The sequence below is a fragment of the Candidatus Afararchaeum irisae genome, from assembly GCA_034190545.1.
Classification (GTDB): Archaea; Halobacteriota; Halobacteria; order Halobacteriales; family Afararchaeaceae; genus Afararchaeum; species Afararchaeum irisae.
Map to the genome: position 1 here is coordinate 1 of JAXIOF010000041.1, position 8935 is coordinate 8935.

Genomic DNA, 8935 nt, shown 5'->3' on the forward strand with positions numbered 1-8935 from the left:
CCCATCCCTCCACGAGCGAGGGTTTGCCCGAGCGAAGTAGGGTGGGGTAGTTTACGCGAGACGCCTATCTTGTTCGCCCAGTTCTCGACGGCTACGCCACCGGGGCTGAGATCCTCGACGTTTCCGTCCCCGACCAGGACAGCGTAAGCCTGTCTGACCTCATGATCTTTCTCGGAGACGTCGGATGTCGAGGTCGAGTTAGTCCCAGACTCAGAGGCTTTCTCCGACAGTCCGTACAGCCCACCACCGAAACTCGTGACGTCGCCGGACTCCTCCAGCCGGTCGAGAGCGTCTCTGACCTCTTCCTCAGACAGACCGAGGTCACGGGACAGGTTTGAGACGACGTTACGTCCCTCACGGAGCTTCGAAAGAATCTTTCTCGAAGCTTCGTCCATGAAAACAGAAAGTCTACTCCAGAATCGGCTCGAAGTCGCTTATCTCGTCGAGACTGTCTTGTATACGGCGTAGCTTCCTTCTTATCTCCCTCATCTTCTCCTCCGTGATCTCCTCGGTCTCGAAGAGTGTCTCCTCTATCTGACTGTTGAGACTCGTTATCTCCTCAAGCTCAGGTTCGAGGTCGTCGAGCCTGTCGAGGACGTTCTCTACCGACTCCCTGAAGTCCTCCTCCGACGAGACGAGAGCCATCTTCCTCACCGAGTCGGAGTGACCTTCTACTATCTCCTTTATCTTGTCTACGATGTCTGACGAAGCGCCGTTATATATAAAGACCTCACCGCCCTTCTCGGAGACCCCCTCCTCCATGAGTACCTCGAAGAGACGTTCGTGCGACTCCTGGTCGTAGCCGCTTACAGTGTACTTGCCCCGAGTCCACGCACGGTTGAGTGGACGGACTATCTCAACCTCGACGTCTTCGAGACCCGCGAGGCTTTCGAGATCAGACCTCATCTCCTCGTACCCCTCGGACGGGTTGTTGTACCCCTCAAACTCAAAACCCTGAGTTACTTTTGTCATGGATAGTTATGTAAAGCATTAATCAGTTATAAACGAAGAGTAGTTAAAACTTCCCTTTGACGGGGTATCCCGAGAAGGCGAGGCTGTCCTATACCCCTTATACCCCTTCGACGGTGTTCTCGAACACCTGTTCGAAGAAGTCCTCCTCGGTGTCACGTGGACCCGAGTGTGCCTCGGGATGGTACTGTCTCGCGGTGATCCTGAGGTCGTCGTTCTCTATCGCCTCACTCGTGCCGTCGTTGGCGTTGACCTCGGTGACTTCGAGGTCTTCTAAGGTGTCCTCGTCGACAGCGAAGCCGTGGTTCTGTGCTGTGATATGTACGACGTTGTCCTCTAAGTCCTTGACGGGCTGGTTCGCACCCCTGTGCCCGAACTTGAGCTTGTAGGTCTCGGCACCGAAGGCACGGCTGATAAGCTGGTGTCCGAGACAGACTCCTGAGACGGGGATCTCGCCGACGAACTCGTCTATGGCTTCGACAGCCTCGGAGTAGTTGGCGGGGTCTCCGGGACCGTTTGAGATGAAGAGCGAGTCGGGATCGACGTCTCTGATATCCGACGGTGAGGCGTCGTAGGGCATAGCCACGACGTCGATGTTTCTCCTCCGAAGGCTGGTTATTATGTTACTCTTCGCGCCGCAGTCGAGGAGTGCGACGGTCGGGTTCTCTTCCCTGCCTCCGAATCCCTCGTAGGTCACGGGCTCGTCTACAGTAACCTGGGCTCCGAGGTCGAGTTCGGAGATGTCAGGACATGCGTCGGCGAGTTCGAGTGCCTTCTCCTCTGTGGCGTCCTCACCGACTACGAGTCCGGCGTTCATCGTTCCGTGCTCACGTGTCTTTATCGTGAGTTCACGTGTGTCGACGCCGCTCATCGCGGGTATCTCCTCGTCTTCGAACCAGTCGAGTACGTCTCGCGGAGACGTAGAGAACTCACGTGCTATACACGCCTCAGCCTGTATTCCGTCGGACTGGAAGCTCTCGGGGTCGACACCGTAGTTTCCTATGAGGGGGTACGTGAACATCAGCATCTGGAAGGTGTACGACGGGTCGGTGAGAGACTCCTCGTACCCCGTGTACTGAGTCGTGAAGACGAGCTCTCCCTGTACCTCGCCCGGAACTCCGTGCCCTTCGCCCTCTACGACTGTTCCGTCCTCAAGAGCGAGATAGGCTTTCATGTCGGTGTCAGTCATCGGTTCAAGTTCGGGTCATTAACCAAAAAGGGTTCTGCTTCTTGGTCTCGGCAGCCGAGTCTGGAAAACCCTTATCGATCTGTGACACAAATACCCCAGACCATGAAGAAAACAGTCCGAGCGGGGGTTTCAGTCATAGTCGGAATTGGCGTCTTCATTGTCGTAGGCGCTGGGGTCACAGAGTTACTCTCACAACGTATTTGGCTCTCGGCTATCGTGGGTCTACCGCTGGGAATAATCGCGGGTGTATTCTCGGGGGTTGTCGCCTACGGTCTTCTGAAGTACAGGGAGACCGGGTCTAGAGACACGCTCGTAAACACCGAAAGCTTCGTAGCGGGAGTTCTGGGCTTCGTGGCTGTCGGCGGTGCCGCGGTAGTTGTCTCAGGTATGCCGATGGTATCCGCGATGGTTTTCATCGGAGCACCCATAGGTCTGATCGGAGGAGTACTCGTGGGTTACGTAACTCACAGATACCTGAGTTAGATTAATATAGCGGTATGAAGTTTATGTAGTCTGATCGCCTCCGGACTGGGCAGTTTCGACGGCACTGACCAAGTCGTCTGGACTCTGTGATCCTATGAAGACCCCGCCTCTGTCTTCGAGGTCTATACGTACACCCTGTCTTCCCTTTGTCGTGTACGCCCTGCCCCTCCCGAAGACGCTCCAACGCAGACCCCAGCCTCCGTACTCTAACAGGGAGTACTCGTCTGAGTCGAAGCCGTCAATATCGTCGAATCCGAATCTACGGAATGAACGGTGTAGTGGGAAGAGACGCACATAGACGCCGTCGTCACGCACCTCGGTCGTCAGACGGATCGAGTAGAGGAATACTCCTGTGAGTACCGAGACTGTGATAAAGACAGCCGCTTCGAAGTCGGATACAGAGTCTAGGACGGATGAAAGGGCTGCTACTAAGACTCCTGCGAGAACTACGACGAGCCAGAGACGGCTGATATGTTGAACCTCGCGGAAGTAGATCGTCTCTGCTTCTTCGACGTCTACTTCGGTAATCGCCTCGGGGCTGTCCGAGTCGGTGTCCATGTCGTAACAGTATGTCTCAAACGAGATATATATACTGGAGGTGTGTAAACCACATATAGCTATACAGAAAGGATATGTAGACGTAACTGTTTTGTCGTCACACACAGAGAGATAGACATGGTAGAGATATCAGTCTTAGCCGACAACACCGTCTCTGAGCTCGCGCCAAAGGGACTCAGAGGCGAGTGGGGGTTCTCGGCGGCGGTCGGCGACGTCCTCTTCGACACGGGGCAGACAGGAGTAGTCCCCGAAAACGCCGACAGGATGGGCGTAGAGTTTGACTTCGAGACCGTAGTCCTGAGTCACTCCCACTACGACCACACCGGAGGTCTCGACAAGGCTCTCGGAAGTCTCGAAAACCCGACTGTCTACTGCCATCCGTCAGTCTGGAAGCCGCGTTACGTCGACCACGACGGAGAGAGACGTTACATAGGCTTCACGTACAAGAGAGAGAAGATAGAAGACGTCGCTGAGATAGTCGAACACACAGAGCCCGTCGAGGTCTCGCCAGGAGTTCACGCTTTAGGTGAGATTCCGCGCAAGTACCCCGACGCCACAATGGGAATGGTAGAAGACGAGTCGGGAATCCACGACGACGACATACTCGACGACCAGGCTCTCGCAGTCGAAGCCGAAGACGGTATAGCCGTCGTACTTGGCTGTGGGCACTCGGGTCTCAGGAACACAGTAGAGTACGCCGAGTCAGTTCTCGATGACGAGGTGCGTTACATAGTAGGAGGTACACATCTCGTGGCATTCGAGGACGAGAGAGTACACGAGATAGCCGACTGGCTCGAAGGAAGACTCGATCTCTTCGGAGGCACACACTGCACGGGTGCAGACGCCGAACGCATATTCGCAGAGAGGTTCCCCGAAGCCTTCGAGTCGGTGGGCGTCGGATCAGTCTTAGAAGTCTGAAGATATACCGGTCTTTTTCGTTTTGAGGAGGAACTTCAGCCGGTAGAAAGATTTTTACTACAGACCGACTATCTCCAATATATACTACAAGAACTATGGAACCGATATACCTTGCACCCGTAGCGTTCTTCGTGATCTCACTCGTCTTCTCGATGCTTGGGACGGGAAGAGCCGTACTGTACACACCCATAGCCTACTGGCTTGGACTCGACTTCACGACACAGGCTGTCCCTCTCGGTATGCTCCTGAACGTCGTGACGAGTAGCTCGGCTGCTTATACCTACTCAAGGGCAAAGCTTGTCGACTGGAATATAGCTCTACTCTTCGGTGCTACGATGGTGGTATTTGCTCCTCTCGGAGCATTTGCTACTATCGGACTGCCGAAGGATGCCGTAATCACGGCGTTTGCGGTTTTTACAGTGGGATCAGCAGTCCTGATGATGAGTGGCTGGCAGCCCAAGGATGGCGAAGGATTCGGTAGAAGACAGCGCGTAGGGATTGGTCTGACCGGAGGCTCTGTACTCGGATTCCTCGCGGGTCTCATAGGACGTGGAGGAGGCTCGTTCGTGATGCCTCTCCTGTATACGATGGGTGTCAGCGTTAAGACAGCGGCTGCGACGACTTCCGTGGTCGTGACTGCAGTCGGCTTGTCGAGTGTGGCTTCACATCTGGTGATAGGGACAGATCCCGTATTTCTGGTCTGGGCACTCTCAGCAGTCGCGGTTCTTGCGGGAAGCCAGATTGGATCACGTCTTATGGCGAAAGAGTTCGAGTCCGAACGTGTCAGACAGATCTTCGGAGTCGTTCTTCTGGGCGTCGCGGGAATTCTGATATACCAGTCGTTCGTGTCATGACCTAAATCCCGAAAAGCTTTTAGTACATACCGACTTTTGTCAATACGTAATGTCCTCAGTCATATCGAAGATTATCGGTACACTAACCGGCACCGACGACTCGGACGACTGCTGCTGTGGAGTCGAGATAGAAGAAAAGGGGTCGGAGGAGTAGTGTAGAATGTCGGACTCAGTCCCCGAGTCGACACGTCAGACCCTCGACAGGCTCTACGACGAGCCCGAGAACCGTCTCAAGACTCTCGCCGATCTCACACCTGACGACGAGAAGGTCGAGAGGCAGAAGGACGTATTCAAGGCTCTGGCGAACGGAAAGAGGCTACGTGTCCTCGAAGCCCTCAGAGACGGCGAGCTCTGTGCGTGTGAGCTACAGGTCGTTCTCGACGCTCCCCAGTCGACCGTAGCGAGCCATCTGAGAGAGCTAAAGGAGGCAGGACTCGTAAAGACGCGGAGACAGGGCAAATGGACCTACTACAGGATAGGTGACACTGCAGCGCTTCAGCTTCTCGATATCGCCGACGCCCTCTCGGAGTCAGAGGTGAAAGAGTGATACCGATACCGTCGGGATACGAGACGGCTTTAGCAGAGTCGTGGGACTACTTCCTCCATCTCGCGGCGGTACTCATACCCCTGTTCATAGGCGCGTCGTTCCTCGTCGGACTCGTACAGGAGTACCTGCCACCTGAGAGGGTCGAGAGCATACTCCGAGAGCGCAACAGAGGATCGGGAAACGTCGCCGCGGCGGGTCTCGGGGCTATCACCCCTTTCTGTTCTTGTTCGACAGTTCCCGTCCTCGCGGGTCTCCTAGGAGCCGGAGCACCCCTCGGTCTCTCGTTCTCGTTCTTACTCGCGTCACCGATAGTCAACGAGATAGCGGCGTTTCTCCTTCTCGGTCTCTTCGGACCCAAGATAACCGCAATCTACCTCGTCTCGGCTATAGTCGCCGCGATAGTCGGTGGAATAGTCATCGACAGCCTCGGACTCGGACACATGGTCAAGGACGTCAAGATAACCGCGGGAGGACGTGAGATATCGACCGACGGTGGTACTGCTTCGGCTTCGTGTGCGTGCTCGTCGGCGACTCAGAAGACACACAGGGAGAAGTTCGAGACTGCGGCGAGAGGCGCGGGGTCGTTCTTCAAAGACACCTTCCCGTACCTCGTCTTAGGTATGGTACTCGGAGCTCTGATACACGGTGCGGTTCCGAAGTCGGTTCTCCAGGACATAGCCGGACCCGGAAACCCCCTCGCTGTACCGGTTGCCGCACTCGCGGGCGCGCCGCTCTATGTCAGCATCAGCGGAATGCTCCCGATAGCCCACTCGCTGACACAGCAGGGTATTCCGATAGGAACAGTGATCGCGTTCGTGATAGGTGGAGCGGGTGTCAGTATACCCAACCTCATACTCCTCAACAAGATATTCGAGAAGAAGCTACTCGCAGTCTACGCGACGACGGTCGTGACCATCGGTGTCACGGTCGGATTCGGTCTCAACTTCCTCTTCGCCTGACGTCTTTTCTTCCCGTCTGTCGACAGAAAGACGCCACAACGACAGCCATAAACGGTTCTGGGGAGTAGAAGACGTAAGAACACAGATGTCGGGCAACATAGACACAGGTACACACAGCCACGTCGACGGCGGAGACAAGGATGGCGTCGTCGAGGCTCTCAACGAGTCGATGCGTTCGATAAGAAGCGAGAAGGAGAGGGACGCCAACCCCGACGAGCCAATACGTGTCTGGATAGACGAGGACAGAACACCCGACGGCGTCGGTAAGTCACTCACTATAGTCTTCAACACAGACGGCTGCCGGTGGGCACGTGCGGGCGGATGTACGATGTGTGGCTACGTCGGAGAGTCAAACCAGGGTGCCGTAACTGCCGACTCTCTCCTCAACCAGCTTGAGAAGGCACTCGAACACGAGGAGAACGAGCGGGTGAGATGTGACAACGTCAAGATGTACACAAGCGGAACCTTCTTCGACGAGCGTGAGGTACCGCTTGAGGCACGTAACGCAATACTAGACGAGTTCTCAGACAGACGTGTCGTCGTCGAGAGTCTCCCCGACTTCGTCGAGACCGATGTCATAGAGGACGCCGCCGAGAGGGTGCGTGATCTCGACGTGGCGATAGGACTCGAAACCGCCGACGACCAGATACGCAGAGAGTGTGTCAACAAGTACTTCGACTTCGACGAGTTCGTACGTGCGTCCGAGGCGGCACAAGAAGCCGGTGCTGGCGTCAAGACCTACCTACTGATGAAGCCCCCGTTCGTGACCGAGAAGGAGGCGGTCGACGACATGGTCTACTCGATACGTAAGGCGGCGGAGTACTCCCATACTGTCTCGATGAACCCGTCTAACGTACAGAGGTACACACTCGTCGACAAGCTCCATTACAGGGACGGCTACCGCCCACCGTGGCTCTGGAGCGTAGTCGAAGCCTTAGAAAGGACGAGCGATGTCCCCGCGATAGTAGTGAGTGACCCCGTGGGATCGGGCGGCGACAGGGGTGCCCACAACTGCGGAGACTGTGACGATAAGGTCGCCTCGGCGATCAAGGACTACTCGCTCAGAGGGGACGAGTCGGTATTCGACGAGATCTACTGCGGCTGTAAGGAACAGTGGAGAGAAGTGATGGAGAGGGAGAAGCCGTGGAACATGCCGCTGACTGACTGAGACTCGTCTTCTTACTCGTCACTACTCTATCAGAACCGCGGCGGCTACCGTCGTAGTATGTCCGTCGGGAGTCCCCGTCGCCGACGCCGTGTACTCGAACGCCTCTCTCGCCATAGTCTTGTGACTCAGAAGCTCGACAGCGAGATCCTTCGCCTTCTCACCGTTGTTCTCAGCCTTTTCACCCGTGTTCGACAGCTCTATGAGGTAGCCGTGTCCCTCATTTCCCCGCGCCGCTCCGACAGACGCAGCTATCTGTTCGTCCTCGTCGTCGGTAGAGCATCTGCTGAGTACTGCGTGGACTACACTGCCGTCGGGAATCTCGTCGACAGCCTCCTCGGCGTCGGTTATCTCGGCGTCGGGCGGGAGTATGCTCGATACTGTGGCTATGTTGTACGGCTCTATGCTCGCGTCACGCAGAGCCATCTCAAAGCTTCCTATCTCGGTCGAGTGTCGACCCACACCCGTCGTGAAAAAGACCTTAGACGGTAGATACATTGAGGAGTACTACTGTCTAAGTCGCTAAAAGGATGTTCGTTTGGAGAAACCGCAGTCACCCATGGAGTGCATCTACGGGGTCTTCGTTAGCTGCCTTCCACGCGGGATACGCAGCACTTATGAGGCTTGTGACTACCCCGAAGACGAAGGCAAGAGACATATAGAGAAGATTGGTTATCCCAAAGACTCCTAAAGGACTGTTGAGTGTTATCTGGTATATACCAAGTCCAAGAATTATACTCAGGATCACACCTAGGATGCCACCTCCTACTCCGAGAAGGGACGACTCGATTAGAAGCATCTTCAGTACTTCCCTTTTCTCGCCTCCAACGGCTCTTAGGACTCCTATCTCGCCTTTTCTCTCAACTGTACTCATCATCATTACGTTAAGTATGCTCACACCCGCAACCACCATCGATATACCTCCAATTCCTATCAAGAACTTGTTAAGAATGCTGAAGAACTCAGATATACTGTCTGTTATGGAAGACAGGGCTGTGACTTCGACAGTCTTGGTACGTGAGTTTAGATCGTGTCTAATGGAGTCAGCTACCTGCTTTGACTGGCTACCAGAGGGAGTTTCGACCACTACTGTGGAGTATCCTGGTGTCTCTGTACCTATCTCTGCCTCGAAGGAGGACTCTGAGACAACTACTGCGGTGTCAGGAGAGACAGGTGAGAATCCCGATGACTCCTTGAGTATGGATCTAACTCTGTAACTTGACGAACCTATAGTTATACTCAGTACCTCACAAAAGTTCGGTACTGACAACCGCAACCGCAAACGAATGTCTC

General features: G+C 55.1%; 12 protein-coding genes. 6 read left to right on the plus strand and 6 right to left on the minus strand.

Annotated features, from left to right (window positions below; genetic code table 11):
- The 3 genes from SV253_05800 to carA all read right to left on the minus strand — a co-directional run.
- Positions 1 to 395 (minus strand): Lrp/AsnC family transcriptional regulator (locus tag SV253_05800; GenBank protein ID MDY6775577.1); only part of this gene is annotated, 395 nt, incomplete at its 3' end.
- A 13-nt stretch (positions 396 to 408) separates the two neighbouring features.
- A complete protein-coding gene (locus SV253_05805; protein ID MDY6775578.1) occupies positions 409 to 972 on the minus strand; it encodes a hypothetical protein in 564 nt (187 codons plus the stop codon).
- Between the two features lie 97 nt (positions 973 to 1069).
- A complete protein-coding gene (gene carA / locus SV253_05810) occupies positions 1070 to 2158 on the minus strand; it encodes a glutamine-hydrolyzing carbamoyl-phosphate synthase small subunit (GenBank protein ID MDY6775579.1) in 1089 nt (362 codons plus the stop codon).
- Positions 2159 to 2260: 102 nt separating this feature from the next.
- On the opposite strand from carA, the gene SV253_05815 reads away from it, so the two are divergent.
- Positions 2261 to 2641, plus strand: a complete 381-nt coding sequence (locus tag SV253_05815; GenBank protein ID MDY6775580.1) for a hypothetical protein — start codon at positions 2261 to 2263, stop codon at positions 2639 to 2641.
- Positions 2642 to 2662: 21 nt separating this feature from the next.
- Here the strand turns inward: SV253_05815 and SV253_05820 are convergent, their stop codons facing one another.
- A complete protein-coding gene (locus SV253_05820; protein ID MDY6775581.1) occupies positions 2663 to 3199 on the minus strand; it encodes a DUF6141 family protein in 537 nt (178 codons plus the stop codon).
- Between the two features lie 117 nt (positions 3200 to 3316).
- Between SV253_05820 and SV253_05825 the strand changes: the two genes are divergently transcribed.
- The 5 genes from SV253_05825 (at position 3317) to SV253_05845 (ending at position 7645) form a co-directional block, all read left to right on the plus strand.
- The gene (locus tag SV253_05825) at positions 3317 to 4117 is read left to right on the plus strand and encodes an MBL fold metallo-hydrolase (GenBank protein ID MDY6775582.1); all 801 of its coding nucleotides are present in this window, start codon (positions 3317 to 3319) and stop codon (positions 4115 to 4117) included.
- 95 nt (positions 4118 to 4212) lie between these two features.
- Positions 4213 to 4971: a sulfite exporter TauE/SafE family protein gene (locus SV253_05830; protein MDY6775583.1), complete on the plus strand. Its 759-nt coding sequence runs from the start codon at positions 4213 to 4215 to the stop codon at positions 4969 to 4971.
- 160 nt (positions 4972 to 5131) lie between these two features.
- Positions 5132 to 5518 (plus strand): metalloregulator ArsR/SmtB family transcription factor, encoded by a 387-nt coding sequence (locus SV253_05835; GenBank protein MDY6775584.1) that lies wholly within the window; start codon positions 5132 to 5134, stop codon positions 5516 to 5518.
- Positions 5515 to 6477: a permease gene (locus tag SV253_05840; protein MDY6775585.1), complete on the plus strand. Its 963-nt coding sequence runs from the start codon at positions 5515 to 5517 to the stop codon at positions 6475 to 6477. The genes SV253_05835 and SV253_05840 overlap by 4 nt, the downstream gene beginning before the upstream one ends.
- 85 nt (positions 6478 to 6562) lie before the next feature.
- Positions 6563 to 7645 carry an archaeosine biosynthesis radical SAM protein RaSEA gene (locus tag SV253_05845; GenBank protein MDY6775586.1) on the plus strand — a complete coding sequence of 361 codons (1083 nt, stop codon included), beginning with the start codon at positions 6563 to 6565 and terminating at the stop codon, positions 7643 to 7645.
- A gap of 21 nt (positions 7646 to 7666) precedes the next feature.
- Here SV253_05845 and SV253_05850 read toward each other — a convergent pair whose 3' ends face one another.
- The gene (locus SV253_05850; protein MDY6775587.1) at positions 7667 to 8140 is read right to left on the minus strand and encodes a pyruvoyl-dependent arginine decarboxylase; all 474 of its coding nucleotides are present in this window, start codon (positions 8138 to 8140) and stop codon (positions 7667 to 7669) included.
- Between the two features lie 55 nt (positions 8141 to 8195).
- Positions 8196 to 8935 (minus strand): ABC transporter permease (locus tag SV253_05855; GenBank protein ID MDY6775588.1); only part of this gene is annotated, 740 nt, incomplete at its 5' end.